27 protein-coding genes are annotated in these 26,397 nt (G+C 59.6%); 20 read left to right on the forward strand and 7 right to left on the reverse strand.

Annotated elements, in window-relative coordinates:
• The first annotated feature begins 120 nt into the window (after nucleotides 1-120).
• A complete protein-coding gene (locus AC3WRD_RS13020) occupies nucleotides 121-2,403 on the forward strand; it encodes a putative bifunctional diguanylate cyclase/phosphodiesterase (protein WP_102621485.1) in 2,283 nt (760 codons plus the stop codon).
• Here AC3WRD_RS13020 and AC3WRD_RS13025 read toward each other — a convergent pair.
• The gene (locus tag AC3WRD_RS13025) at nucleotides 2,294-3,190 is read right to left on the reverse strand and encodes an NAD(P)-dependent oxidoreductase (protein WP_173861368.1); all 897 of its coding nucleotides are present in this window, start codon (nucleotides 3,188-3,190) and stop codon (nucleotides 2,294-2,296) included. The genes AC3WRD_RS13020 and AC3WRD_RS13025 overlap by 110 nt on opposite strands.
• 197 nt (nucleotides 3,191-3,387) lie before the next feature.
• On the opposite strand from AC3WRD_RS13025, the gene AC3WRD_RS13030 reads away from it, so the two are divergent.
• Nucleotides 3,388-5,589, forward strand: a complete 2,202-nt coding sequence (locus AC3WRD_RS13030; protein ID WP_102621486.1) for a hypothetical protein — start codon at nucleotides 3,388-3,390, stop codon at nucleotides 5,587-5,589.
• Between the two features lie 293 nt (nucleotides 5,590-5,882).
• On the opposite strand, the gene AC3WRD_RS13035 is transcribed toward AC3WRD_RS13030, so the two are convergent.
• The gene (locus tag AC3WRD_RS13035; protein ID WP_096819503.1) at nucleotides 5,883-6,188 is read right to left on the reverse strand and encodes a DUF2288 domain-containing protein; all 306 of its coding nucleotides are present in this window, start codon (nucleotides 6,186-6,188) and stop codon (nucleotides 5,883-5,885) included.
• A 352-nt stretch (nucleotides 6,189-6,540) separates the two neighbouring features.
• Between AC3WRD_RS13035 and AC3WRD_RS13040 the strand changes: the two genes are divergently transcribed.
• The 9 genes from AC3WRD_RS13040 to AC3WRD_RS13080 all read left to right on the forward strand — a co-directional run bounded on the left by AC3WRD_RS13040 (nucleotide 6,541) and on the right by AC3WRD_RS13080 (nucleotide 14,146).
• Entirely contained in the window at nucleotides 6,541-7,668 is a 1,128-nt protein-coding gene (locus AC3WRD_RS13040) for a branched-chain amino acid ABC transporter substrate-binding protein (protein ID WP_096819504.1), read from the forward strand.
• 231 nt (nucleotides 7,669-7,899) lie between these two features.
• Nucleotides 7,900-8,823, forward strand: a complete 924-nt coding sequence (gene livH / locus AC3WRD_RS13045; RefSeq protein ID WP_085729918.1) for a high-affinity branched-chain amino acid ABC transporter permease LivH — start codon at nucleotides 7,900-7,902, stop codon at nucleotides 8,821-8,823.
• Nucleotides 8,820-10,076, forward strand: a complete 1,257-nt coding sequence (locus AC3WRD_RS13050; protein ID WP_096819505.1) for a high-affinity branched-chain amino acid ABC transporter permease LivM — start codon at nucleotides 8,820-8,822, stop codon at nucleotides 10,074-10,076. Before livH ends, AC3WRD_RS13050 begins: the two co-directional genes overlap by 4 nt.
• The gene (gene livG / locus AC3WRD_RS13055) at nucleotides 10,073-10,840 is read left to right on the forward strand and encodes a high-affinity branched-chain amino acid ABC transporter ATP-binding protein LivG (protein ID WP_096819506.1); all 768 of its coding nucleotides are present in this window, start codon (nucleotides 10,073-10,075) and stop codon (nucleotides 10,838-10,840) included. Before AC3WRD_RS13050 ends, livG begins: the two co-directional genes overlap by 4 nt.
• A complete protein-coding gene (locus tag AC3WRD_RS13060; protein WP_096819507.1) occupies nucleotides 10,841-11,542 on the forward strand; it encodes an ABC transporter ATP-binding protein in 702 nt (233 codons plus the stop codon). It begins immediately after the preceding gene.
• A 157-nt stretch (nucleotides 11,543-11,699) separates the two neighbouring features.
• Entirely contained in the window at nucleotides 11,700-12,008 is a 309-nt protein-coding gene (locus AC3WRD_RS13065; protein WP_096819509.1) for a BufA1 family periplasmic bufferin-type metallophore, read from the forward strand.
• Nucleotides 12,009-12,033: 25 nt separating this feature from the next.
• Complete coding sequence (bufB, locus tag AC3WRD_RS13070) at nucleotides 12,034-12,921, forward strand: MNIO family bufferin maturase (protein WP_102621487.1); 888 nt, start codon at nucleotides 12,034-12,036, stop codon at nucleotides 12,919-12,921.
• Nucleotides 12,918-13,676: an HvfC/BufC N-terminal domain-containing protein gene (locus AC3WRD_RS13075; RefSeq protein WP_102621488.1), complete on the forward strand. Its 759-nt coding sequence runs from the start codon at nucleotides 12,918-12,920 to the stop codon at nucleotides 13,674-13,676. Before bufB ends, AC3WRD_RS13075 begins: the two co-directional genes overlap by 4 nt.
• A complete protein-coding gene (locus AC3WRD_RS13080; protein ID WP_102621489.1) occupies nucleotides 13,673-14,146 on the forward strand; it encodes a DoxX family protein in 474 nt (157 codons plus the stop codon). The genes AC3WRD_RS13075 and AC3WRD_RS13080 overlap by 4 nt, the downstream gene beginning before the upstream one ends.
• Here the strand turns inward: AC3WRD_RS13080 and AC3WRD_RS13085 are convergent.
• Nucleotides 14,137-15,051: a LysR family transcriptional regulator gene (locus AC3WRD_RS13085; protein ID WP_102621490.1), complete on the reverse strand. Its 915-nt coding sequence runs from the start codon at nucleotides 15,049-15,051 to the stop codon at nucleotides 14,137-14,139. The genes AC3WRD_RS13080 and AC3WRD_RS13085 overlap by 10 nt on opposite strands.
• 103 nt (nucleotides 15,052-15,154) lie before the next feature.
• Between AC3WRD_RS13085 and AC3WRD_RS13090 the strand changes: the two genes are divergently transcribed.
• From AC3WRD_RS13090 to AC3WRD_RS13100, 3 genes are all read left to right on the forward strand, one after another.
• On the forward strand, nucleotides 15,155-15,754 hold the full coding sequence (locus AC3WRD_RS13090) for a short chain dehydrogenase (RefSeq protein WP_102621491.1): 600 nt from the start codon (nucleotides 15,155-15,157) through the stop codon (nucleotides 15,752-15,754).
• Between the two features lie 59 nt (nucleotides 15,755-15,813).
• Complete coding sequence (locus AC3WRD_RS13095; RefSeq protein ID WP_102621492.1) at nucleotides 15,814-16,467, forward strand: COG3650 family protein; 654 nt, start codon at nucleotides 15,814-15,816, stop codon at nucleotides 16,465-16,467.
• 95 nt (nucleotides 16,468-16,562) lie between these two features.
• Nucleotides 16,563-18,176 (forward strand): NAD(P)/FAD-dependent oxidoreductase, encoded by a 1,614-nt coding sequence (locus AC3WRD_RS13100; RefSeq protein ID WP_102621493.1) that lies wholly within the window; start codon nucleotides 16,563-16,565, stop codon nucleotides 18,174-18,176.
• Nucleotides 18,177-18,242: 66 nt separating this feature from the next.
• Here AC3WRD_RS13100 and AC3WRD_RS13105 read toward each other — a convergent pair whose 3' ends face one another.
• Entirely contained in the window at nucleotides 18,243-19,337 is a 1,095-nt protein-coding gene (locus tag AC3WRD_RS13105; RefSeq protein ID WP_096819518.1) for a PLP-dependent cysteine synthase family protein, read from the reverse strand.
• A 246-nt stretch (nucleotides 19,338-19,583) separates the two neighbouring features.
• Here AC3WRD_RS13105 and nhaA point away from each other — a divergent pair, with 246 nt between their 5' ends.
• The 5 genes from nhaA to AC3WRD_RS13130 all read left to right on the forward strand — a co-directional run bounded on the left by nhaA (nucleotide 19,584) and on the right by AC3WRD_RS13130 (nucleotide 23,618).
• Complete coding sequence (gene nhaA / locus AC3WRD_RS13110; protein ID WP_102621494.1) at nucleotides 19,584-20,771, forward strand: Na+/H+ antiporter NhaA; 1,188 nt, start codon at nucleotides 19,584-19,586, stop codon at nucleotides 20,769-20,771.
• Between the two features lie 198 nt (nucleotides 20,772-20,969).
• The gene (locus AC3WRD_RS13115; RefSeq protein ID WP_102621495.1) at nucleotides 20,970-21,239 is read left to right on the forward strand and encodes a hypothetical protein; all 270 of its coding nucleotides are present in this window, start codon (nucleotides 20,970-20,972) and stop codon (nucleotides 21,237-21,239) included.
• The gene (locus tag AC3WRD_RS13120; protein WP_102621496.1) at nucleotides 21,236-21,976 is read left to right on the forward strand and encodes an ATPase; all 741 of its coding nucleotides are present in this window, start codon (nucleotides 21,236-21,238) and stop codon (nucleotides 21,974-21,976) included. The genes AC3WRD_RS13115 and AC3WRD_RS13120 overlap by 4 nt, the downstream gene beginning before the upstream one ends.
• A 159-nt stretch (nucleotides 21,977-22,135) precedes the next feature.
• A complete protein-coding gene (locus AC3WRD_RS13125) occupies nucleotides 22,136-23,356 on the forward strand; it encodes an S-type pyocin domain-containing protein (protein WP_102621497.1) in 1,221 nt (406 codons plus the stop codon).
• A 7-nt stretch (nucleotides 23,357-23,363) separates the two neighbouring features.
• Entirely contained in the window at nucleotides 23,364-23,618 is a 255-nt protein-coding gene (locus tag AC3WRD_RS13130) for a colicin E3-like toxin immunity protein (RefSeq protein WP_102621498.1), read from the forward strand.
• 63 nt (nucleotides 23,619-23,681) lie between these two features.
• Here AC3WRD_RS13130 and AC3WRD_RS13135 read toward each other — a convergent pair whose 3' ends face one another.
• Nucleotides 23,682-24,146, reverse strand: coding sequence for an outer membrane lipoprotein (locus tag AC3WRD_RS13135; RefSeq protein ID WP_007918566.1), 465 nt, complete (start codon nucleotides 24,144-24,146; stop codon nucleotides 23,682-23,684).
• 168 nt (nucleotides 24,147-24,314) lie between these two features.
• Here AC3WRD_RS13135 and AC3WRD_RS13140 point away from each other — a divergent pair, with 168 nt between their 5' ends.
• The gene (locus AC3WRD_RS13140; protein ID WP_096819524.1) at nucleotides 24,315-24,551 is read left to right on the forward strand and encodes a hypothetical protein; all 237 of its coding nucleotides are present in this window, start codon (nucleotides 24,315-24,317) and stop codon (nucleotides 24,549-24,551) included.
• 5 nt (nucleotides 24,552-24,556) lie between these two features.
• On the opposite strand, the gene pdxH is transcribed toward AC3WRD_RS13140, so the two are convergent.
• Nucleotides 24,557-25,204, reverse strand: a complete 648-nt coding sequence (gene pdxH / locus AC3WRD_RS13145) for a pyridoxamine 5'-phosphate oxidase (RefSeq protein ID WP_102621499.1) — start codon at nucleotides 25,202-25,204, stop codon at nucleotides 24,557-24,559.
• A 24-nt stretch (nucleotides 25,205-25,228) separates the two neighbouring features.
• Nucleotides 25,229-26,338, reverse strand: a complete 1,110-nt coding sequence (locus AC3WRD_RS13150; RefSeq protein WP_102621500.1) for an OmpA family protein — start codon at nucleotides 26,336-26,338, stop codon at nucleotides 25,229-25,231.
• Between the last annotated feature and the right edge of the window lie 59 nt (nucleotides 26,339-26,397).

Consider the following 26,397-nt stretch of genomic DNA (forward strand, 5'->3'; position numbering starts at 1 on the left):
TGCCAAAATCATTAGAGCCAATGTGCCACCACCGCTTGCGCCCCGAAATCGGCCTCTATACTGCATTCATTCGCCTGCGTTGATGACGCAGTAAGGAAGCACTCAGAGACGGGGCATGCTATGGAGTGGCTTGGTTTGCAGTTTGTTGCCGAGCTGCCGGAGAGCGGGCAGGTCATTCTCAATTGCACACACAATCCCTTTCTGGTGCTGATCGCCTATCTGGTGGCCTGCGCCGCAAGCTTCGCTACCCTCGACATGGCGGAACGCGTCGGCCATGCCGAAGACCCCGGATCACGCAGGATCTGGCGCTGGATCGGGGCCACCTGCCTGGCCGGTGGCATCTGGGCCATGCATTTCATCAGCATGCTGGCGTTCCAGACGCCGATCGACATCCAGTACGACCAGTCCATCACCCTGTTTTCCCTGCTGATCGCCGTGCTGGCCTCCTGGCTGGCCATGCACACGCTGAGTGAGCCGCAGCCCAGTCTGCTGCAATACCTCAAGACCGCCATCGTCATCGGCCTGGGCATCGCCGGCATGCACTACGTCGGCATGGCCGCCATGCAATCGGCGGCCACGGCCTACTACGACCCGACCCTGTTCGGACTGTCGATCCTGATTGCAATCGGTGCCAGTTTCGCCGCCCTGTGGGTGGCCGGGAATTTGCGTGAAGGCAGCGGCCTGCACAACCAGATGCTCAAATATGTGGCCACATTGATTCTCGGGGCCGGCATCATCAGCATGCACTTTACCGGCATGGCGGCGTTGCATCTGGTCCTCCCGGAGGGGAGCATTCCCACACTGAAGGTCGACTCCAGCCATCTGCAACTGGGGCTCACCGTCGCCTTTATCACCCTGCTGATCCTCGGCAGCGCCATCAGCGCAGCCCTGGCCGACAAGAAACTGCAGAACAAGGAACAGGACCTGCGCCGGGTCAACATGTTGCTCAGCCAGCTCGATCAGGCGCGGATGTCGCTGCAGCAGGCGGCCAATTACGACGCCCTGACCAACCTGATCAACCGTCGCGGTTTCAACCAGCTCTTCGCTGAAAAGCTCAGCCAGAAATCCACCGAGGGCGGCATGCTCGCGGTGATGTTTCTCGACATCGATCACTTCAAACGCATCAACGACAGCCTCGGCCATGATGCCGGCGACGAGCTCCTCAAAGTCATCGCCCAGCACATCAAAGGTTCGGTGCGCGGCCATGAAGACGTGGTCGCCCGTTTCGGCGGCGACGAATTCTGCATCCTGATCGGCCTGCGCGACCGCGAAGAAGCACGCAACCTGGCCCAGCGCATCATGCTCAAGATGAAGGAGCCGATCGAACTGGCCGGGCGGCGCATGGTGATGACCACCAGCATCGGCATCAGCCTGTTTCCCGAAGACGGCACCACCTGTGATGAACTGCTCAAGCACGCGGACCTGGCGCTTTATCAATCCAAAGGTGCTGGACGCAACGGCGTACACTTTTTCGATTCCAACCTGAAAAACCGCGCAAGCCTGGAGCTGCAACTGGAAGAAGAACTACGTCTTGCCCTGCGCGAAGAGAACGGGCTGATGCTGTATTACCAGCCGATCTTCGAACTGAAGACCGGCAAGGTCACCAAGCTTGAAGCGCTGATTCGCTGGCAGCTCCCGGTGCACGGCCTGCTGACCCCGGATCGCTTTATCGCCATCGCCGAAAACAACGGCCTGATCGCCGAACTGGACAACTGGGTGTTGCGCAAGGCCTGTGAAGACCTTGGCGAATTGTCGCGCCATGGCTGTGATGACCTGAAGATCGCCTGGAACTGCTCACCGCTGAATCTGGCCCGGGAAGAACTGGCCAATGAAATCGAACACGCCTTGCGCAGCGCCGGCGTTTCCCCCGAACGGCTGGAGCTGGAGGTGACCGAGAACGCCCTGATGGGCAACATCGCCAACACGCTGGTGCTGTTGCGGCAGATCCGCGCCCTGGGCGTGTCGTTGTCGATCGATGATTTCGGCACCGGTTATTCGTCGCTGGCCTACCTCAAGCGACTGCCGCTCAACACACTGAAAGTCGACCGCTCATTTATCCTCGATATTCCCAAAGCCACCGCCGACATGGAAATCGTCCAGGCGATCATTGTCATGGCCCACACCCTGCACTTGCAGGTGGTCACCGAAGGCGTGGAAAGCCTGGAGCAATACGAATTCCTCGAACGTTCGGGCTGCGACTTCATTCAGGGCTACCTGCTCAGCCGTCCGGTGCCGCTGGACGAACTGCGCCCGGTCCTGGAAGAGATCAATCAGCGCAAACACTCCCACACGGTCAATCCGCTGACGCTGGCTCGCGGTACATTTTCACCAGTGTTGATGGATCTTTCGCCAAAAAGCCCTGCGCCCCATGCAGGCGCATCAGTTGTGCGGCCAATCCGCTGATCGGCGTGGCCGAGCCCACTTCGCGAGAAAACTTCACCGCCGTGTCGAGATCCTTGAGCAGCGTGCGCACGTGCCATTTCACCGGTTCGAAACGGCTTTCGGCCATTTGCGGGGCGAGGATCTGCAGCGGCTTCGAATCGGCGAAACCACCGGCCAGTGCCTCGGCGATCAGACTGGCGTCGACCCCGGACTGCTCGGCCAGCGCGACCACTTCGGCAATCATCAGCGCATTGCACGCGACGATCATCTGGTTGCAGGCCTTGGTCACCTGGCCGGCGCCGACGCCGCCCATGTGCGTGACGCGCTGACCGAGGGCGAGCAACACCGGGCGTACGCGATCAAGATCCGCTGCATCGCCGCCCACCATGATCGCCAGACTGCCAGCCTCGGCCCCGACCACGCCGCCGGACACCGGTGAATCGAGCCATGTCATGCCGGCCTTATCGGCCAACTCAGCCGCCATCTCGCGAGTCGCCGTCGGTTCCAGGCTGGAAAAATCCACCAGCAACTGACCGCGCTTCGCACCCTCGGCGACTCCGGCCGTGCCAAACACCACCTCACGCACCACCGCCGTGTCAGCCAGGCACAGCATCACCACATCGGCGTGCCGACACAGCTCGGCGGGCGTCGCCACCTGCCGGGCACCGGCCTCGACCAGCGGCGCGCATTTGTCCGGGTTGCGGTTCCACACGGTCAGCGGATAACCCGCTGCCAGCAGACGCCGGCACATCGGCAGGCCCATCAGACCGATTCCGGCAAACCCCAACGAAGGTAGCGTTGACATCATTTAGCCTCCTTTTGATTAAAGATCGCCGAATAATGGCCGATCCATCATCAATCAGGAAAGGATTCCCCCGCGCGGCACTCAGGCCAGACCCCTGACGCACGGGCCAAATACGCGCAGTAAAAAGACGCGAGATTCCCATTCCGTGAGGCTCGACGACACCGGTCGCCGAACCAACCAGTCCAGGTATATGGCGCACAATGACTTCTAAAAACAATCCGGCCACTGCGGTATCCGATCTGACCCTGAGCCCAGCAGCGAACAGCCCTGCCCCGATGAAGCCATTGCCTCCTTCGCGCCCGTTGGGCACCCAGCAATACCTGTACTTCACCGAAACCAACACCGACCGCATCCTCGACAACCTCGATGGCCTGCGTGACTTGGTGTTCCCGCGCCCGCCGCACCTGGAAGGCGACAACGAGCAGCACAACGATCAGGAATTCCCGTCGGTGTGCCTGATCGGCCTCGGTCGCTGCGGCTCCAACATCGCCCTCGACGTGGCGGAGCTGGTGTACAACGCGCGCAAGTTCTACCTCAACGAGTTCAACAACGAAGATCGCGCGGCTGACCGGCGTCTGGCGACCGACAAAGGCTACAGCCCGGCCCAGTGGATCAAGCAGAACCTGCGGATCGGCCCGAACAAGTCGACCAAACCGGTGTTCCTGGTGGAACCATTGGTGATGCTCGGCGACCTGGACAAAGACATTGCCGGGCGCATCCGTTTCTCGCGCAAGGGTGAAAAGAGCGGCTTCCTGCGCGACTACAGCAAGATGAAGATCATGGACTTGTCCGAAGTCCACGCCGGCGGCGCCGGTAACGCGCCGATCCTCGGCCAGTACCTGGCGAAGATCATCCTGAACAAGGACACCCAGCGCTTCTCCAGCCCTGACTGGAAAATGATTCACTCGTACCTGATCGACAGCTGCGGCATCAAGGCCAACCAGTCGCGCCTGTATTTCTCGATCTTCAGTGCCGGCGGCGGTACCGGTTCGGGCATGGCCTCGGAATTCGGCCTGGCCCAGCAGCACTCGTACATGAACAAGACGTTCGACACCAAGCCGATGGACGAACATGACGGCAAGAGCGGTCATTCGTTCGTGTTCGAGCCGATCTTCACCAGCGGCATCTGCGTCCTGCCGAACATTTCCGACCACCGCAGCGAAATGTCCGAGGCGCTGCACATCAACGCCGGTCGCCTGCTGTGCAAATACCTCTCGGAAGAATGGGATTTCTCGTACAACTTCGCCAACGAAGACAGCAGCGAAGCCAGCGTCATGGGCCGTATCCGCCCATGGAACGCGATGATGCTGATCTCCAACGACATCATGCGTTACGCCGAAGAAAGCGATGACGGCAACATCCAGAACATTGATGTCAATGCGATGGAGAAGCACGCCAACCAGTACATCTCGCAGCAGATCTTCAACATTCTGACGGCCCAGGCAGTCACGACCGACTACGACCAGAACTATTTCCGTCGTGCCGGCATCGACATCGGCGAGACCATTCGCCTGGACGCCAACGACCTGTTCATGAGTCTGGCCGGCCCGGTGGCGATTGCCTACGCAGAATCGGTAGTGCCGGAAACCCCGCCGCCGAGCAGCGACAAGTTCAAGGTGTTCGACAAAGAGCCACAGCGCCTGAACATCGACGACCTGTTCTTCCGCTCGATCGACCTGCCGCACTTCAACAAGGTCACCCAGGCCATCGAAGGCATCAGCCTGCTGCCGATCGAATCCAAGCGTTATCGCGCCTCGCTTGAGCAGTACAAGAACTCCGGCTACGACGCCGCTGCGCTGCATGACCTGCACTTCTTCAAGAACTGCTCGTCGGTGGTCTCGATCGTTTCGCTGCCGAAAGACTACAAACTGTCGTACATGGACCTGAACCGGTTGAAGACCCACCTCAACAGCCTGTTCCCCAACACCACGCTCAAGCGTTACGCACTGGTGATTGGCGCCTCGGCCAACCTGTCGTTGACCACCCTGATCGCCAAGAGCCCGTGTCTGTCGGACGACTTCCTGACCCTGATCGTAGCGTTCATCAAGCGTTGCTTCGCGAAGAACCCGTACCGTTTCGACGAGACGCTGGACAACTCGATCCTCGACTTCATCATCAATGAAGAATTCGACGAAGACCGTATCGACGAACTGCTCAACGAATTCGAGAACCCGGCGAAGATCCTCGATACCAACTGGTACGCGATCAAACCGATGTACGAGAAGAAGTACCGCGAGCTGATCAACGACAAAGAGAAGTTTGTCTCGATCAACGACATCCGCCTGTCGCGCGATTGCGTGAAGAAGTCGATCAAGTACCTGCGCGAGATCTACCGTCACCGGATCGGCAAGACCAAGGTCATCTCGCTGAATAACCATACTGGCAAGACTTACTCGGTCTGACACCAGACCGAGGTTCTCCCATCGAGAGCAGGCTCGCTCCCACATTGGAAAACATTCCCTGTGGGATCGAGCCTGCTTGCGATGAGGCCCTCGATTTCCCCGATTTATTCAGCCTTTCCAACATCCAGAAACAATTAAGCAGCCGTTAGGCTGCTTACTAAACTGTGCCCGTTACGTTTACGTCACCGTTATGCCACCCCCGCTTGTGGCATTTCTCTACGGCAACGTGCCATCACGCTACTCGGCTACACACTTTTCCTCGGCGAGCACACGCACCAACAAGGTGCACATCCTCAGGCGGACGCCCTTTCCTGGACCAGAATCCATGGCCGAACCACGACCGCCCACATCTGCGGATCACGTTCAAAAATATCCAGCGCCCGCGTTTCAGACAGCTTGGCGACTTTGTCTTCGGCCAGCCAGGCAGCGACTTTCTCGCCTTGATCCGATGCCACGGCCTCGGCCACGGCGATCAAATCCAGGTCAGCGTCGACCCACAATAGGGCACCCTGGGCGTAGAAGCGCTCCAGCTCCTTCCAGGTAATAGATGCGGTTTCACCAAGCAGCTTGGCATAGAGGGTGCTAGGTTCTTGATTCATGGGACTGTCCGGAAAAGAAATCGACGCGAATGATAACGTCGGTGGTCCGGCAGAAAAACCCGGTAGCAAAAGGCTGTACCGAACGAAAAGAGCAGGAAGGCCAGGGAATGCTGATGATTGGGGTATAAGCCCTCTGAACGTCCCGCCGCAATTCTGTCTTTTTCTTTCATTAAAGCGACATCTCCAGAATTTGCCCCTGGGCGCCAGCTTCCCAGGCCAACAACCGGCGCTCTACACTGTACCGGTACAGTTGCCGGGGGCATTTCCGGACGATATCGCGATGATATCTGGCCCGGTTCTGCTGCTACGGCGTCAGGACTCTAAAAAAATACAACAGTAAGAGTGGAGCACTATGACTAAGGCTACTAAGCAGATTTCCAAACTGTTTGCCGCTATGGTACTGGCCGGGGTTGCCAGCCATTCGTTCGCAGCTGACACCATCAAGATCGGTATCGCCGGCCCTAAAACCGGCCCGGTAGCCCAGTACGGCGACATGCAGTTCAGTGGCGCCAAAATGGCCATCGAACAGATCAACGCCAAGGGCGGCGTCGACGGCAAGAAGCTCGAAGCCGTTGAATACGATGACGCTTGCGACCCGAAACAAGCGGTAGCCGTTGCGAACAAGGTCGTCAACGACGGCGTCAAGTTCGTGGTCGGTCACCTGTGCTCCAGCTCCACTCAGCCTGCTTCGGACGTTTACGAAGACGAAGGCGTGATCATGATCACCCCGGCTGCCACCAGCCCGGACATCACCAGCCGTGGTTACAAAATGGTGTTCCGCACCATCGGTCTGGACAGCGCCCAGGGCCCTGCCGCCGGTAACTACATTGCCGATCACGTGAAACCGAAAATCGTTGCTGTTCTGCACGACAAACAGCAATACGGTGAAGGCATCGCCACCGCCGTGAAGAAAACCCTGGAAGGCAAAGGCGTCAAGGTTGCCGTGTTCGAAGGCGTCAACGCCGGCGACAAAGACTTCTCCTCGATGATCTCCAAGCTCAAGCAAGCCAACGTCGACTTCGTCTACTACGGCGGCTACCACCCAGAGCTGGGCCTGATCCTGCGTCAGTCCCAGGAAAAAGGCCTGAAAGCCAAGTTCATGGGTCCGGAAGGCGTGGGTAACGACTCCATCTCGCAGATCGCCAAGGACGCGTCCGAAGGCCTGCTGGTGACCCTGCCGAAGTCCTTCGACCAGGATCCGGCCAACGTTGCCCTGGCGGATGCATTCAAGGCGAAGAAAGAAGACCCGAGCGGCCCGTTCGTGTTCCCTTCCTACTCGGCGGTTGAAGTGATTGCCGGCGGTATCGCCGCTGCCAAATCCGAAGACCCTGCGAAAGTGGCGGCTGCCATTCACGCCGGCACCTTCAAGACCCCGACCGGCGACCTGAGCTTCGATGCCAAGGGCGACCTGAAGGACTTCAAATTCGTGGTCTACGAGTGGCACTTCGGCAAACCTAAAACCGAAGTTTCGCCTCAGTAAGGCGCTGCCTGACTGACTGCCAATAAAGCCCACGGCGTGCCGTGGGCTTTGTTTTACGAATGTATTGGGCCGCGCTGGCGTGATCCGCCAGTCTCCCCACCTGAAAATCTCAAAACCGTCATCAGCGGTTCGCTGGCAAAACCCGGATTCGAAGTGGATAAAGATCCACGGGGCCGGGCGGGAAAATGACTCCACCAGTGAAATGCGTATCAGGTTTTTAGGAGCGCTGTAATGCCTGACATCTATCACTTCTTCCAACAGCTGGTTAATGGCATGACCATTGGCAGCACGTATGCCCTGATCGCCATCGGCTATACGATGGTCTACGGCATCATTGGAATGATCAACTTCGCCCACGGCGAGGTTTACATGATCGGCTCCTACGTGGCCTTCATCGCCATCGCCGGGCTGTCCATGATGGGACTCGACAGTGTTCCACTGTTGATGACCGCCGCTTTTCTCGCAACCATCGTCGTGACCAGTGCCTACGGTTACAGCATCGAACGCGTCGCCTACCGTCCCTTGCGCGGCAGCAACCGTCTGATCCCGCTGATTTCCGCCATCGGCATGTCGATCTTCCTGCAGAACACGGTTCTGCTGGCGCAAGACTCCAAGGACAAATCCATCCCCAACCTGATCCCCGGCAACTTCTCCATCGGGCCAGGTGGCGCACATGAAGTGCTGATTTCCTACATGCAAATCGTGGTGTTCGTGGTGACCCTGGTCGCCATGCTCGGCCTGACGCTGTTCATCTCCCGCTCTCGCCTGGGTCGCGCCTGCCGTGCCTGTGCCGAAGACATCAAGATGGCCAACCTGCTGGGCATCAACACCAACAACATCATCGCCCTGACCTTCGTCATCGGTGCTGCGCTGGCGGCCATCGCGGCCGTGCTGCTGAGCATGCAATACGGCGTGATCAACCCGAACGCCGGTTTCCTCGTCGGCCTCAAGGCCTTCACCGCCGCGGTACTGGGCGGCATCGGCAGCATCCCCGGCGCCATGCTCGGCGGGCTGGTGCTCGGTGTGGCGGAAGCCTTTGGTGCCGATATCTTCGGCGACCAGTACAAGGACGTCGTGGCGTTCGGCCTGCTGGTTCTGGTGCTGTTGTTCCGGCCAACCGGCCTGTTGGGTCGTCCGGAGGTTGAGAAAGTATGACTAGGAATCTTAAACAGGCGCTGTTCAGCGCCCTGCTGGTGTGGGCGGTGGCCTACCCGGTACTCGGTCTGAAGCTGACCATCGTCGGCATCAACCTCGAAGTGCATGGCACCAGTACCTCGACATTGATCACCATTGCCGTCTGCTCGGTACTGATGTTCCTGCGAGTGTTGTTCGACCAGCAGATCGGTGCGGCGTGGAAATCCTCACCGAACCTGCCCAAGATGCCGGCCAAGGCCAGCAGCTTCCTGACCCTGCCGACCACCCAGCGCTGGATCATCATTGCGCTGATCATCGGTGCACTGGTCTGGCCGTTCTTCGGCTCTCGCGGCGCGGTGGATATCGCCACGCTGGTGCTGATCTACGTGATGCTCGGCCTCGGCCTGAACATCGTGGTCGGCCTGGCAGGCCTGCTCGACCTCGGTTACGTCGGCTTCTATGCCGTCGGCGCCTACAGTTATGCGCTGCTGTCGCACTACTACGGCCTGAGCTTCTGGATCTGCCTGCCGATCGCCGGACTGATGGCGGCCACCTTCGGCTTCCTGCTCGGTTTCCCGGTACTGCGTCTGCGCGGTGACTATCTGGCGATCGTGACGCTGGGCTTCGGTGAAATCATCCGTCTGTTCCTGCGTAACCTCACCGACATCACCGGCGGCCCGAACGGCATCAGCAACATTCCGAAGCCATCCCTCTTCGGGTTGACCTTCGACAAGACGGCCGCAGAGGGGATGCAGACCTTCCACGAGTATTTCGGCCTGACCTACAACCCGGTGAACAAGGTGATCTTCCTTTACCTGATCGCGGTGTTGTTGTCGCTGTTCGCGCTGTTCGTCATCAACCGCTTGCTGCGCATGCCCCTGGGTCGTGCCTGGGAAGCGTTGCGCGAGGACGAAATCGCTTGCCGCGCGCTGGGCCTGAATCCGACGATCATCAAGCTCTCGGCGTTTACCCTGGGTGCCTGCTTCGCCGGTTTCGCCGGCAGCTTCTTCGCTGCCCGTCAGGGTCTGGTGACGCCGGAGTCGTTCACCTTCATCGAGTCGGCGACCATTCTCGCCATCGTGGTGCTCGGCGGCATGGGCTCGCAGCTGGGCGTCGTACTGGCCGCGGTCGTGATGATCCTGTTGCCGGAAATGATGCGTGAGTTCAGTGAGTACCGCATGCTGATGTTCGGCGCCCTGATGGTGCTGATGATGATCTGGCGACCTCAAGGTCTGCTGCCCATGCAACGTCCTCACATGGAGCTGCGCAAATGAGCCGCGAGATCCTGAAAGTCGAAAATCTGAGCATGCGCTTCGGCGGCCTGCTGGCGGTCAACGGCGTGGCCCTGACCGTGAAGGAAAAAGAGGTGGTTGCACTGATCGGGCCGAACGGCGCGGGCAAGACCACCGTGTTCAACTGCCTGACCGGTTTCTACAAGCCGAGCGGCGGCAGCATCGTGCTCGACGGCGAGTCGATCGAAGGCCTGCCGGGCCACAAGATCGCCCTCAAAGGCGTAGTGCGTACCTTCCAGAACGTGCGGTTGTTCAAGGACATGACAGCGGTCGAGAACCTGTTGATCGCCCAGCATCGTCACTTGAACACCAACTTCCTGGCCGGTCTGTTCAAGACCCCGGCGTTTCGCAAAAGCGAGCGCGAGGCCATGGAATACGCCGAATACTGGCTGGACAAGGTCAACCTCAAGGAATTCGCCAACCGTCCGGCCGGCACCTTGGCCTACGGTCAGCAACGTCGTCTGGAAATCGCCCGCTGCATGATGACCCGTCCGCGGATCCTCATGCTCGACGAACCGGCCGCCGGCCTGAACCCGAAGGAAACCGAAGACCTCAAGGCGCTGATCAGCGTGCTGCGTGAAGAGCACAACGTGACCGTGCTGCTGATCGAACACGACATGAAACTGGTCATGAGCATTTCCGACCACATCGTCGTGATCAACCAGGGCACGCCTCTGGCCAACGGCACGCCGGAACAGATCCGCGACAATCCTGAAGTGATCAAAGCCTACCTGGGGGAAGCGTAAATGCTGCAGTTCGAAAACGTTTCCACCTTCTACGGCAAGATCCAGGCCCTGCACAGCGTCAACGTCGAAGTCCGTCAGGGCGAGATCGTGACCCTGATCGGCGCCAACGGTGCCGGCAAGTCCACCCTGCTGATGACGCTGTGCGGTTCGCCGCAGGCGCACAGCGGCAGCATCCGCTACATGGGTGAGGAACTGGTCGGCCAGGAATCGTCGCAGATCATGCGCAAGAGCATTGCCGTGGTGCCCGAAGGCCGTCGGGTGTTTGCCCGACTGACCGTCGAAGAGAACCTGTCCATGGGCGGATTCTTCACCGACAAGGGCGACTATCAGGAACAGATGGACAAGGTTCTCGGACTTTTCCCACGCCTGAAAGAACGCTTCAACCAGCGCGGCGGCACCATGTCCGGCGGTGAACAGCAAATGCTCGCCATCGGCCGTGCGCTGATGAGCAAGCCGAAACTGCTGCTGCTTGACGAGCCGTCGCTGGGCCTGGCACCGATCATCATCCAGCAGATCTTCGACATCATCGAACAGCTGCGCAAGGACGGTGTGACGGTGTTCCTGGTTGAGCAGAACGCCAACCAGGCGCTGAAAATCGCTGACCGTGCGTACGTTCTTGAGAACGGCCGGGTGGTGATGCAAGGCACCGGTGAAGCGCTGCTGACCGACCCGAAAGTGCGCGAGGCGTATCTCGGCGGTTGATCGATTGCGTTAAGCAAAAAACGGCCTTCGGGCCGTTTTTTTTGCGCTTTGAAAATTATTTTCGCGATCGCTGTAACGCATCGCCAGGTCGTTTCTCTAGTGGGGTAAGCAAGCGCACATCGCTTGTTCCAACCCAAGTTGAAACCGGAGAAACATCATGACTGCTACCACCCGCACCCTGTCCGCCACCGCCCTGGTTTTGGCCCTCGGTTCCGCCCTGAGCATGGCCGCCGTTTCGACCGTCCAGGCTGCCGACAACACCAACATGGAAAAATGCTTCGGCGTGGCCATGAAAGGTCATAACGATTGCGCCGCCGGCGCCGGCACCACCTGCGCAGGCACGGCGAAAATGGATTACCAGGCCAACTCCTGGAAGTTCGTTCCGAAAGGTACCTGCGCCACCACCGAAAGCAAAACCTCGCCGACCGGTTTCGGTCAGATGGAAGCCTTCAAGGCCAAGTCCTGATCCGGCGGCTGTCCGAGTGTCGACCATGATCACTTCCTGCGACCATGCCTCCACCCGCACTCGGGCAGCCCTCCCCGGGCTCCCGCCCCGTGCCGGGCTGGGGCTCAAGACCGGGCACTTTCGTGAAGTGCTCGGTTCTTTACCGGACATCGGTTTCTTCGAAGTCCACGCCGAAAACTACATGGTGGCCGGCGGCCCCTTTCATCACTTTCTGGGTTTGATCCGCGAGGCGTATCCGCTGTCGCTGCATGGCGTCGGCTTGTCCATCGGTGCCGAAGGCCCGCTGGATGTTCAACACCTCAAACGCCTGAGCGCGCTGATCGAGCGTTATCAACCCCAATCCTTTTCCGAACACCTGGCCTGGTCGAGCCACGGCCCGGTGTTTCTCAATGATCTATTGCCCCTGGCTTACGACACGCCGACGCTGAATCGCGTCTGCGATCACATCGACCAGGTGCAGAACACTCTCAAGCGCCCGATGCTGCTGGAAAACCCGGCGACGTATCTGGCATTCCAGCGCTCGACGATCGACGAAGCGGACTTCATCCGTGAAGTCATCCGGCGCAGCGGCTGTGGTTTGTTGCTGGACGTGAACAACGTCTATGTCTCGTGCATCAACCATCAGCGCGATCCCCTGGCCTACCTCGACGCACTGCCATTGCACGCCGTCGGCGAGATTCATCTCGCGGGTTTTGCCGAAGATTCCGACAGCCTCGGTGATCGCTTGCTGATCGACGATCACGGCGCACCGATCGATCAGGCCGTCTGGTCGTTGTACCGGCAAGCGCTGGAACGCGTCGGCCCGGTGGCGACGCTGATCGAGCGGGACAATCAGGTGCCGGCCTTCAACGTGCTGTTGGCCGAAGCGCAACAGGCCGATGAGCTTCTGCTTTGCGCAGGAGGTCGGCCATGAGTATCCAAGCCACTTTCAGCGCAGCACTCCTCGACATTAGCCAGCCCTGCCCCGACGGTTTGTGCAGCGCCAATGGGGCCGATCCAGCCAGTCGATTCGCGGTGTACCGCAACAACGTGCAGGGTTCGTTGAGCAATGCACTGGCCGACAGTTATCCCGTGGTAATGCAGTTGGTAGGAGAGGAATTCTTCCGCGCCATGGCCGGAGTTTTCATTCAAAACCATCCACCACACAGTCCGTTGATGAGCGACTACGGCAGTGATCTGGCGGACTTCATCATCGGATTCGAACCGGCATCGATCGTTCCTTACCTGGCAGATGTTGCACGGCTGGAGCGCCTGCGTACGCTGGCCTATCACGCCGCCGATGCATCGCCGTTGAGCCAGGAACAGATTGCTGCTGCATTCGCTGATCAAGAGGCTCTGAGCAATCTGCGAATCGGTCTGCATCCTTCGCTGCATGTGCTCGATTCAGCCTTTGCCGTGGTGGATATCTGGGCCGCGCACCAGCACGACAACACGCTGGCCGGGATCGATCTGAATCAGGCCCAACAGGCGCTGGTCCTGCGCAACGGCCTGGAGGTCGAGGTATTCGCCGTGGATCACGGCGCCAGCCAGTTCATTCGTCAGCTCAAGGCCGGCCGGTCACTCACTCAGGCGCTGGAATCTGCAGAAGCCTTCGATCTCAGCCAGACCCTGGCCCTGTTGATCAGCCGCCATGCCCTCACTCATTTCCACCCAAAGGTTTCGCCATGAACAGCCTCGTTGCCCGTGCCATTGCACTGCTGGAAAAAATCCCACACAGCCTGATCGCCTTCATCGCACGTTTTTCCATCGCGGCGGTGTTCTGGAAATCCGGGCAGACCAAGGTCGAGGGTCTGGCCATCGACCTGATCGACGGCACCTTCCAGATCGGCTGGCCGCACTTGGCCGACTCGACGATTCCGTTGTTCCAGAGCGAATACCACGTGCCGCTGGTGTCACCGGAAATTGCCGCTCACCTGGCCGCGTTCGCCGAACACTTTTTCCCGATCCTGATCCTCGTCGGCTTCGCCACTCGGTTTTCGGCGCTGGCATTGCTGGGCATGACGTTGGTCATCGAGTTGTTCGTGTACCCCGACGCCTACCCGACTCACGGCACCTGGGCCGCCGTTCTGCTGTACCTGATGACCACCGGGCCGGGCAAACTGTCGATCGATCATCTGATCGCCCGCCGTTACCGCTGAAGCCGGTCCAGCGCCTCGCCGCTGCGCTTGAACCAGCCGATCAGGTAGTCCGCCAGCACTTGGGTACGTTTCGGTAACCCGCCCTGATACGGATGCACCAGGTACATAGGCATGCGCCGGGTCTGAAAATCACGAAGGAGCCAGCGCAATCGGCCGTCAGCCAATTCCGCCTGCAGCAGATAGGACGGCAAGCGTGCGATGCCGGCGCCGGCCAGTGCGGCTTTCTTCAACAGGTTGTAGTGATTGCTGGCGAACGGCCCCGATACCCGCACCCGCAACAATTCGTGCTGCTGGTGATACAGCCACTCTTCGCGACCGCTGTAATGACTGTTGAGCAGGCAACGGTGTTCGACCAGTGCCTGCGGCGTCAGCGGCTCGCCGAAACGCTCAAGATACGCCGGACTGGCACAGGTCATTTCCTGCCAGGCAAGCAAGGGCCTGGCTACCAGTCGCTCGTCGTTGGCGACTTCCGTGCGAATAGCCAGATCGAAGCCATCGCGGGAGAGATCGCGGTAGCTGTTGTTCAACTCCAGCTCGATCTGCACTTCCGGGTATTTCTGGGAAAACTCCAGCAACAGTCCATCAAAGAACGTTTCCCCCAGCGACACCGGCACCGTCATACGCACGGGACCGGCCATGTCGTCCTTCAATCGCGCCAATGCCTGACGCGCCCTTTCGACCTGGACTACAAGCGCCTGGGCCTGCGGTAACAGCGCCGCCCCCGCCGCTGTCAGGCTCAACCGACGCGTCGTGCGCTGCAACAACACCACGGAAAACCGCGTTTCCAGCTGACTGATGCGCTTGGACAACTGCCCCTTGCTGCACCCCAGTTGCTGCGCCGCCAAGGTAAAACTGCCCGCCTCGATCAACACCGCGAACGCCGCCAGATCATCCATCTCGCTCATGGATTGTTTCCATTTGAAAACCAAAGGTTGCCCATTAGCGCGCTTATCAGCGGAAAAAACCACTCTAGACTGAAACCTCGTTCAATCACTTGAGGCAAGCACGATGAAAATTCTGTTGATCGGCGCAGGCGGCACCATCGGTTCGGCCGTGGACAAAGAACTGTCGCAGCGTCACGAAGTCATTCGCATCGGCCGCAGCAGCGGCGATTTCCAGGTGGATATCAGCGACAGCGCATCGATCCGCAAGCTGTTCGAAAAGACCGGCAAGTTCGACGCCCTGGTGTGCGCCGCCGGCAACGTGACCTTCGCCCCACTGGGTGAAATGAACGAAGACAGCTTCGCCCTCGGCCTGAAAGACAAACTGATGGGCCAGGTCAACCTGCTGCTGATCGGCCGCGAGTTCGCCAACGATGGCGCGTCGTTCACCTTTACCACCGGCGTACTGAGCCACGACCCGATCCGCAGCGGTGCTTCGGCTGCACTGGTCAACGGCGCGCTCGACAGCTTCGTCCGCGCCGCCGCCATCGAGCTGCCACGCGGCCTGCGCGTGAACTCGATCAGCCCGACCGTGCTGGTGGAAGCCATGGGCAGCTACGCCCCGTACTTCCGCGGCTACAAGCCAGTTCCTGCGGCGGATGTGGCATTGGCCTACGCCAAAAGTGTCGAAGGCTTGCAGACAGGTCAGACATTTCACGTGGGCTAAACCCTTGTGATGAACGGTCAGCCTGCGTAACGTGGCGGCACTTGTCTGGAGAGCCAAAGATGCGTGTTGCCCGTTCCTTGATCGTTGTTGCCCTGCTCCCTCTGTTTGCCGCGTGCCAGTTGTTCGATGGCGCGCGGGAAAGCGCCTCCCACGTCGGCCAGACGCGGATGCAGGGGCAACTGACCGCTGCCGACGGCAAACTGGTGTTCCAGGCTTGCGGCGAGCAGCGCCAATACGTGGTCAACGACATCGGCGGTACCAGCGTCCTGCAAGAGGCCGCCACGCTGGCCGATCAACAGGGCAAGCTGTTCGCCGACGTGCGCGGGAAGATCGCCGGTGACCGCCTCGACCTGACCCAGTTGTATCGCGTCGAACGTTCCGGCACTGCCTGCGATGATCCGAACTTCAAGCAACTGATCCTGCGCGCTGCCGGCCATGGCCCGGAATGGAACGTCAAGGTCAGCGGCAAAGGCATGGTCATCGACCGCGAAGGCCAGCCACCGCTCGCCGTGCCTTACGTCGAAGAGCAACTGGGCGACGGTCGTTTCAACCTCAGCAGCGAAGCCAACAACCAGCGCATCGAGTTGTGGGTGGCGCCGCAGCGTTGCGTCGACAGCAACACCGGCAGCGTGCAGCACATGAGTGCCGAGCTGCGGATCGACGGCAAGGTGCAGCGTGGTTGCGGGTATTTCGGCGGTTCGCGCAACGACTGATCGTTTTACCCTCACGGGATCCGGCCGTTGCGGCTTATAATCGCCGCCTTCAAACGCCCTGGCGCAGTTGTGCGCCCCGCGAACCGGATCCTGTCATGTTACGAATCACTGAACTCAAGCTGCCGATCGACCATCCCGACGAAGACCTGCGCGCTGCCATCGTGCAACGCCTGGGCATCGCCAGCGATGACCTGCTCGATTTCACCTTGTTCAAGCGCAGCTACGATGCGCGCAAAAAGTCCTCCGAACTGTGCTTCATCTACACCATCGACCTCGAAGTGCGCGACGAGGCGAAAGTGCTGGGCAAGTTCGCCGATGACCGCAACGTCAACGTGGCGCCGGATGTCAGCTACAAATTCGTCGGCCAGGCGCCGAGCGACCTGAGCCTGCGTCCGATCGTGGTCGGTTTCGGCCCGTGCGGAATCTTCGCCGGCCTGCTGCTGGCCCAGATGGGCTTCAAGCCGATCATCCTCGAACGCGGCACCGAAGTGCGCCAGCGCACCAAGGACACCTGGGGCCTGTGGCGCAAAAGTGTGCTCAACCCCGAGTCCAACGTGCAGTTCGGCGAAGGCGGCGCGGGCACGTTCTCCGACGGCAAGCTGTACAGCCAGATCAAGGATCCGAAATTCCTCGGCCGCAAAGTCTTGCACGAGTTCGTCAAGGCCGGCGCCCCGGAAGAGATTCTTTACGTCAGCAAGCCGCACATCGGTACGTTCCGTCTGACCGGCATGGTCGAGACCATGCGTGAAGAGATCCGCGCCCTGGGCGGCGAAGTGCGCTTCCAGGAGCGCGTCACCGACGTGCTGATCGAAGACGGCCAACTGGTCGGCGTCGAGCTGGCCAGCGGCGAAACCCTGCATTCGAAACACGTGGTCCTGGCCCTCGGCCACAGTGCCCGCGACACCTTCCGCATGCTCCACAGCCGTGGCGTGTTCATGGAAGCCAAGCCGTTCTCGGTGGGTTTCCGCATCGAGCACCCGCAATCGCTGATCGACCGTGCGCGACTGGGCAAGTACGCCGGTCACCCCAAGTTGGGAGCCGCCGACTACAAACTGGTGCACCACGCCAAGAACGGCCGTTCGGTCTACAGCTTCTGCATGTGCCCGGGTGGCACCGTGGTCGCCGCGACCTCCGAGCCGAATCGCGTGGTCACCAACGGTATGAGCCAGTACTCGCGTAACGAGCGCAACGCCAACTCCGGCATCGTCGTCGGCATCACCCCGGAAGTCGATTATCCGGGCGGCCCGCTGGCCGGGATCGAGTTGCAGGAGCGTCTGGAGTCCCACGCCTTCATCCTCGGCGGCAGCGACTACAAGGCGCCGGCGCAACTGGTCGGCGACTTCATCAACGACATTCCTTCGACCGAACTGGGCGAAGTCGAACCGTCGTACAAACCGGGGGTAGCGCTGGGTGATCTGGCCCTGGCGTTGCCGGATTTCGCCATCGAAGCGATTCGTGAAGCACTGCCGGCGTTCGAGAAGCAGATTCGCGGTTATTCGTTGCACGATGCGGTACTGACCGGGATCGAGACGCGCACCTCGTCGCCGCTGCGCATCACTCGTGATGAGACGCTGCAGAGCATGAACGTCAAAGGTCTGTTCCCGGCCGGTGAAGGCGCGGGTTATGCGGGCGGGATTCTGTCGGCGGGTGTTGACGGGATTCGTATCGCGGAAGCTGTCGCACGCGACATCCTCGGCCTGAAAGACTGATCTGCAATACCTGAAACAATGCAAAAACCTGTGGGAGCGAATTCGCTCCCACAGTCGTATTCGGCGTCAGATATTGGCGCGCAGAACCGAGGCCGGCAGCGCTTCACCCTTCTCGGCACTCGCCGCAACAGCGGCCATCAATCCATCCAGCTCATAGCCCTGCGCCTTGAGCCACGCCTGATCGTAATAGGTGTCTGCGTAGCGCTCGCCGCCATCGCACAGAATCGCCACGATCGACCCCGACTCCCCCGCCGCTTTCATCTGCTGCGCCGCCATCAGCGCGCCGATCAGATTGGTGCCGCTCGACCCGCCCACATGCCGGCCCAGACGCTGCGCCAGGTAATGCATGGCCGCCAGCGACAAGGCATCCGGCACCTTGACCATCGCATCGATCACCTTGGGCAGGAACGACGCTTCCACCCGTGGCCGGCCGATGCCTTCGATCCGCGAACCGTGATCCAGACGCAAGCTGGCATCGCCGGTCTGGTAAAAGTCGAAGAACACCGAACGCTCGGCATCGGCACACAGCACGCGGGTGCAATGTTGGCGATAGCGCACGTAACGGCCAAGGGTTGCGGTGGTGCCGCCGGTGCCGGGGCTGGAAATCAGCCAGGCCGGGCACGGGTGCTGCTCGTAGCGCATCTGCTGGAAGATCGACTCGGCGATGTTGTTGTTCGCCCGCCAGTCGGTGGCGCGTTCGGCGTAGGTGAACTGGTCGATGAAGTGCCCATCGTGTTCGCGGGCCAGACGTTCGGATTCGGCGTAGATCTGGGTCGGATCGTCCACCAGGTGACTCTTGCCGCCATAGAACGCGATCTGGGCGATCTTCTCCTTGGACGTGGTCGCCGGCATCACCGCAATGAACGGCAGCCCCAGCATCCGCGCGAAGTACGCTTCGGAAATCGCCGTCGAACCACTGGATGCTTCGATCACCGGCGCGCCTGGCTTGAGCCAGCCGTTACACAAGGCGTAGAGAAACAGCGAACGGGCCAGACGGTGCTTGAGGCTGCCGGTGGGGTGGCTGGACTCGTCCTTGAAGTACAACTCGATGCCCGGGAACCCCGGCAGCGGCAAGGGGATCAGGTGCGTGTCGGCGCTGCGCTGGAAGTCAGCTTCGATGATCCGGATGGCTTCGCGGGCCCACTGTCGGTTGTCGCTCATGGCTGTTGATCTCGTTGAATCGGGCAGAAGTGCCTTCACAGGCTCAGCCCCCAAGCTTAGGAAAAAACCTACGGCACCGACAGATACAGCTGAGCTTCAATCCCTTGGGCAACTGCTAGGCTCTGCTGCACGTCGACTGGGCGCTCTGTAACCACATATAACAAAAAAGAATATAACTTTTGTTTTAACAACTAACGGTACGGGTTAGGGTGTCCCACCTTTTGACTTTATCGATGGAGAGCGACCTTGCCTCTGCGTAGCACTTTCACGCGTTTCTTTCAGTTGGAAGCTGCCAGCGGTCTGTTACTGATCGCCGCGGCCATCCTGGCTTTAATCATCAACAACTCGCCGCTGTCGTGGTTGTACAACGGCCTGCTCGATACCCCCGTGGTGGCGCAGATCGGCGCGTTGAAAATCGCCAAGCCCTTGCTGCTGTGGATCAACGACGGCCTGATGGCGCTGTTCTTCCTGCTGATCGGCCTGGAAGTGAAGCGCGAAGTCCTCGACGGTCAGCTGTCGAAACCGTCGCAGATCGTCCTGCCCGGCGCGGCCGCGATTGGCGGCATGCTGGTGCCGGCGCTGATCTACTGGTTCCTCAACCGCGACAACCCGGCTGCCCTCGACGGCTGGGCGATTCCGACCGCCACCGACATCGCCTTCGCCCTCGGCGTGCTGGCCTTGCTCGGCAAGCGAGTGCCGGTGTCGCTGAAGCTGTTCCTGATGACCCTGGCGATCATCGATGACCTGGGCGCCATCGTGATCATCGCGATCTTCTATTCCGGCGAACTCTCGACCCTGTCGCTGGGTCTGGCGGCGGCGTGCATCGCGGCTCTGGTGGCGATGAACCGACTCGGGGTGGTCAAGCTCGGGCCGTACATGATCATTGGTCTGATCCTGTGGGTCTGCGTCCTCAAGAGCGGTGTCCATGCGACGCTGGCCGGCGTGACCCTCGCGTTCTGCATCCCGCTGCGCACCAAAAACGCCGAGCCTTCGCCGCTGCTGACCCTGGAACACGCGCTGCACCCGTGGGTCGCCTACGGCATTCTGCCGCTGTTCGCCTTCGCCAACGCCGGTCTGTCGCTGACCGGTGTGACCGCCGAAAGCTTCACGCACCATGTACCGATGGGCATCGCCGTCGGCCTGCTGCTGGGCAAGACCGTTGGCGTGTTCGGCCTGACCTGGCTTTCGGTCAAGACCGGCATCGCCGCCCTGCCTCAGGGCGCCAATTGGGGCCAGGTGCTTGGCGTGGCGATCCTCTGCGGGATCGGCTTCACCATGAGTCTGTTTGTCGGCTCGCTGGCGTTCGTGCCGGGTGCCAGTGAATACGCCGGGATGGACCGGATGGGCATTCTCACCGGCTCAGTGTTCGCTGCATTGATCGGTTATGCGGTGACATTGGCCGCGAGCAGAAAAGGATCCATGCAAGGCAGTTAAGTCGCACATTACGGCCCTCTCTCTGGAGGGGCCAAGACTCAATGAAAGATCCACACACATGATTGGGCTCCAGAACCTTGCAAAGACATGGTAAATCTCCCGTTGGTGCTGCTCGCAGCGCTTAACCTGAGCCTTTCAAGTGTGCTATATCTTCTGTTGACAGCAGCGTCACCTCAGAACGTTTTTTCGGAGCCTTCCATGTCACGCAAAGCAGAAAAGCGCCCAATGACGGACAGTCAGATTGCCGTGCAGGAGTCTTATATTCCGGACATTGCCCTGAAAGCGTTCAACAACGCCTACAAAATGGCGCTTGCCAATGGGGCTGCTGTGCTTGTCGCCAAAGATGGTCAGCTGTTTGAAGTGACAGAAAAATCTTCGGTTGCACTGCGCTCGATCGGCACATATGGAAACCTGAAAAGCGGGACTCGCCTGCAAATCAGCAAACTGTCTAAACAGGTCGTTTCTTGAGCACACCGAGGGTACGTATATTCGCCGGACCAAATGGCTCAGGAAAAAGCACCTTTAATCGGCTGGTTCCTGCCCATCTATTGGGAAATTACATAAACCCAGATGATATAGAGCGTGCAATCAAAGACACTGGTTATTTTGATTTCACCACCTATCGCATCGAATCTCACAAAAATGACATTTTCGATTTTTTCCGCAACCACGCCCTGCTAAAAAAAGCTCCAGAGTCATTGGCAAAATTGGATTCGATTACGATTGAAGGTGACAGGCTCAGCTTCTCGGATACTCAGATCGACTCCTATGTAGCCTCCGCTCTTTCCGACTTCATACGGCGCTCTCTGATCAAAGAGAAAATCAGTTTTACGTTCGAAACCGTCATGTCCTCATCAGATAAAGTCGACTTGCTCTACGAAGCCCAGAGATCCGGCTATAGGGTTTACGTCTATTACGTTGCAACAGCCGACCCGGAAATCAATGTTGCCAGGGTTGCCTATCGCGTATCACAGGGTGGGCACAACGTTCCTCCTGAAAAGATACGAAAGCGTTATTGGAGGTCTCTGGCGCTTCTATCGGACGCAATCCTCACCTCGAACAGAGCCTATATCTTTGATAACTCCGACGAAGGTAGCGAAGGGCTGACACAAGTAGCAGAGATCACAGACGGAGAGCTGATTGAAATCAAGTCAGACGTTCAGCCACCTTGGTTTAAAGAGTTTGTACTGGATAAACTGATCTAGATTACAAGTCCTCTCGACTTCTCTTAGCGTCGGCCCTGATTCACGTCGAACAATCCCCACGTCTTTAGAGACGCGTCCTACAGCCACGATTTTCCTGCTTCGTTAACGTCGTGCAGCCCCTTTCGAGGGGCTGCCGATGCATGAACGAAAGGACAATCAGTGGCTGGTCAAAAGGACATTCCCCGGGTTCCCAACCCACCGGCAGGCGACGGGCATCACGTCACCTACCGCTACATGACGGCCACCGAGCTGGCCGATCAGGACGAACGACAAAACAAGTACGACGCCATGCTGGCGCGACAGGACGCTTTCGAACGCAGCCGTGAGGTCGCGTCGAACAGGCCTGAGCCGGTGCGTGCCGGCTGCGTGTTCGCCAAGTCCTGCAAGTTGCCGGACGCGATCATCGATTACTCGAATCCTTCGGGGATGGTGCCGACTGACAGCCTGAAAGATTACGGCGACCTGATCCTGCTCGGTGGCCGTGAAGCCGATGACAGCGGTGGTGTTGCGCTCAAGAAAATCAGCGGCACTGCCATCCCGGCAGGCCTGGGCACCTTCGCCCTTGCGGGTAAGGCGTTCAAGGCATTGCCCGCCATGGCTTCCGCCGCCGTTGTGACACCTTTGGTCGGGCTGGTGGCGTTGCTCATGCCATCGAACCTGGGCGACAGCGCCCTCTACACCGAAGACCAGTTGCTAGCCCTCAAACAGGCTCGAACCCGCGTGCGCTTGCGTGTCGAACAGCAGGCGGATGGCAGCCTCAAGGGTTACGGTTTCTACACCGGCAAGAATCGCGACTGGGAAATGGTTGATGTCGCGCAGTTCACCGCACGCGGTAACCGCTTTGTCGCAGACCTCGGCGAAGGCATCGAACTGATCTGGACGCCCGCCGTGGACGGTTCCGACATCCTCGGTATTCCGGCACTGGAGGCTGCTCCGCAAGCGCCGCATATCTGGGTGTATCCGCCGACGAAAGCGGCGGACGGGATTCTGGTGAATCCGGTTTATCCTCCGGATTATCGGGATTTCATATTGGTGTTTCCGGCGGATTCTGGAGTTAAGCCGCTTTATATTGTTCTAAATGTACGCGGGCATGGCACAGCCAAGGCTGGTCACACCTACCACCCGGCTCCTGAGACAGACGAAATCACTGCATTTCCGGGATTAAAGAGAGCAAAAAAGAAAACCCCGTACTCGGGTGGGCTCCGGGATCGCTGGACAGACGCGAAAGGGAGAACAATATATGAATGGGACTTTCTTCACGGTGAGCTTGAGACGTACCGGTCAAGTGACGGTACTCATTTGGGATCGTACGACCATAGAACCGGCAAGCAACTAGATCCACCCAAAAAGAAAAAGCGAAGCATCAAAAAATATTTATGAGGTTTTTATGGGACTGAAAGCCAGACTCGAATGGTATGACAAGGAAACCGAACTGGGCGTAGGAGAGGAATTAACGAAGGACTTCGGTGACGACGGCTCTGTAATCGAATCACTCGGCATGCCAATTGAAAACAATATAAACAACGGCGGATTCGATGTGCTCTCACACTGGGTGAGTATTCTTCAACCGTACTTTAAGCACGTCATTGATTCATCTTCTTATGACTATCAAATCGCATTCGTCTATCGAGATCACTGGTAAACGCCAAACAAAAAACCCCAACCAGTCACCTGATCGGGGTTTTCTTTTACCGCTCGTTCCCGTTTAGTGCGAAACGCGGCTGGTCCCGCCGACAGTCGAAATCCGTACCCGCTCACCGACGCGGAACACTTCATTCTCCTGCACTTGCTGCACGTAGGCGCGCATGCTGCCGTCGTCTTCGCGCACGGTGATTTCAACGCCTTGGGTACGGGTCAGGCCTTCTTCGGTGGCCGAACCGATCAGGCCGCCGGCCACGGCACCGATAACGGCTGCAACGATGCTGCCTTTACCGCCGCCGATGGCGCTGCCGCCGACACCGCCCACCGCTGCACCGGCGAGGCCGCCGATCGGGGTCTTGGTGCCTTCGATTTTCACTGGACGCAGGGATTCGATGGTGCCCATGCGAATCGTCTGCACGCGACGCGCTTCGTCACGGGAGTAGGAGTCACCGGTCAGGCTCGATTGGCAGCCGGTAAGCAACATCGCCATCGTGGAAAAGGAAGCAACCAGCAGAACAGACTTACGCATAGGATCAACTCCAAAGGACAGGTATTCATTAAACTCCGCAGCTTGACGCCTGTCACGGCGCCGCCCGGATAAATTTGGTTTCATTCAGGCCCGGTACAGGGCCTCCACGAACTCACCCAACAGTAGCGCCAAAATACATAGCTTGCGCCGCCGACCCCAAGGATTTTCATGGATTACTTCATCATTGTCGTCACAACCGTCGCCGGTTTGTACTTCCACTGGTGGTTGTACGTGCGGATCAAACGCTGGATGGACCGCGATCTGGCATTGTCACTGGCCGGCAAGGATGAAGGCAAACGCGCCTTCATGCTCGAACGGCTGGCGCAAGCCCGATCGCAGAAGATCAGGCGTCGGGACCTGCCGAAGTGGCTTGAGGCCGCTGCGGCAGGCTATCCCGCTCGGTAGACTGCTTAAGGTGCCAGACGTTCAAGAATCCAGTCGGCGCCCTGCAAACGGTAGTTGAGGCGATCGTGCAGACGGCTCGCGCGGCCCTGCCAGAATTCGATGCGATCGGGGAGCAAGCGATAGCCGCCCCAGTGTTCCGGGCAGTCGGGCTGGGTGTCGGTGAAGCGTTGCTCGGTAGCCTTGAGCAAATCTTCCAGTTCACCCCGGCCGTTGATCACCCGGCTCTGCGGTGACGCCCAGGCACCCAACCGGCTGCCCAGCGGGCGCACTTGATAGTACGCGTCGGACTCCTCGGGCGTGACCTTCACCACCCGCCCTTCGATACGCACCTGGCGCTCCAGGGTCGGCCAGAAGAACGTCATGGCCGCGAACGGATTCGCGGCCAGATGCTGGCCCTTGGCGCTTTCGTAGTTGGTGAAGAAGGTGAAGCCCTGCTCGTCCAGGCCCTTGAGCAGCAGAATGCGGCAGTGCGGTCGACCGTCCGCATCGACCGTGGCCAGGGTCATGGCGTTGGCTTCCACCGGGGCCTGCTCGGTTTTCACCGCATCGGCAAACCACTGGTGGAACAGCGCGAAAGGCTCGGCCGGGGCTTGCGCCTCGGTCAGGCCATCCCGGGTGTAATCACGACGCATATCTGCCAGAGCCTGGGTCATGGCGCATTCCTTTTCGTTAGCGGATTACTGTTTTGCCGCGTCGGTCGCAACGACTTTCTTGTCGCTTGCGGCGGCTTTGGCTGGAGCGGTTTTCTTGGCCGGAGTCTTCGCTGGTGCCTTCTTCGCTGGCGCCTTGGCAGCCGCTTTCTTGGCCGGAGCCTTTTTGGTCGCCGGTACTGCGGCTTTCTTCGCCGCCGGCGCCGGGGTGACCGGTTTGGCGACAGGCTTGACGTCCTGGGCAGCGACCATGGTCACTGGTGCCGGAGCCGGCATGTTGTACTTGCTCAGCAGCGCAACCATGGTGTTTTGCGGGGTCACCAGCAGTTCGACACGACGGTTCAGGGCACGGCCTTCAACGCTGTCGTTGGCCGCACGCGGCGCTTCGGAGCCCATGCCGCGCAGCATCAGGCGATCACGCTGCAAGCCGCTGAGACGGAAGATCGCTGCCACGGCCTGAGCGCGTTCCTGGCTCAGTTTGGTGTTCGCCGGGGCTGCGCCAGTGGTGTCGCTGTGACCGAGCACCAGCACGGCGGTTTTCGGGTCGGCTTCGAGAATTTTTGCCACACGTGTGAACGGGCCAAGGGTGACCGGCAGCAGCATCGCCGGACGATCCGGGTTAAACGAGCCTTCAACCGGCGCGATCACGACCAGCACGTTTTCACGGCGCTCAAGTTGCAGATTGCTGTCCTTGATCGCGGTGCGCAGGCGTGGCTCGTAGTCATCCAGCCAGGCCTGAGTGACCTTTGGATCCGGCATAGGCACGACTTTGGCGGTGTCCTGCGACTTGCCGCCGAACGGCCACCACCACTTGCTGCCCGTGTCGGCATCAGCCTTGGCGACAACAGCCGGTTTGGCTTGAGGTTTTACTTCGGGCTTCACGTCGGTCTTGGCCTTGTCCGCCGAGTCATCGGAACCGAACGGCCAGTACCAATGGCTGCTGCTCTCGGTCTTGGCGACCGGCGCGGTGGCGGCCGGTTTCAACGGTGCAGGGGCCGGAGCCGGCTCCTTGGCCGCGACTTTGTCGGAAGAACCGAACGGCCACCAGCTGCCGCCATCGGCGTCATTCTTCGGAGTCTGTGCACAACCGGTAATCGCGAAACACAGGGCCAGGGCGAGAGTTTGTTTGGACGACATTGGAAACCCACAAAATAAGTAATGGACAATCAGAGGACTTTCGCCCGGATAAACAGACG

It is taken from the genome of Pseudomonas sp. FW215-R2 (genome assembly GCF_058789255.1).